1 protein-coding gene is annotated in these 255 nt (G+C 64.3%); it reads left to right on the top strand.

Annotated features, from left to right (window positions below):
* Window positions 1–255 (top strand): Ig-like domain-containing protein (locus IB255_RS30695; protein ID WP_192211311.1); only part of this gene is annotated, 255 nt, incomplete at both ends.

Below are 255 nucleotides of genomic sequence, written 5' to 3'. Positions count from 1 at the left end.
CGGCAAGTGGAGCATCAGTGTTCCGGGTGCCGAGCTGGTGGCCGATGCCGATCACCGGATCGAAGCGAGCTTCGTGGCGACCGACGCGGCGGGTAACAGCGCCAGCGCCACCGCGACCCACGACTACGGTGTGGACATCACCCCCCCGGTGGCGACACTGACCATCAATACCGTGGCTGGTGACGACATTGTCAACCTGACCGAGTCGAAGAGCCCGCAGATCATCAGCGGCAAGGCGTCGAGCGAGTTCAAGTC

This window comes from Pseudomonas sp. PDM22, assembly GCF_014851965.1.
Lineage (GTDB): Bacteria > Pseudomonadota > Gammaproteobacteria > Pseudomonadales > Pseudomonadaceae > Pseudomonas.
Note: the sequence above shows the minus strand (reverse complement) of the source record. Positions and strands in the feature narration are given on the sequence as shown.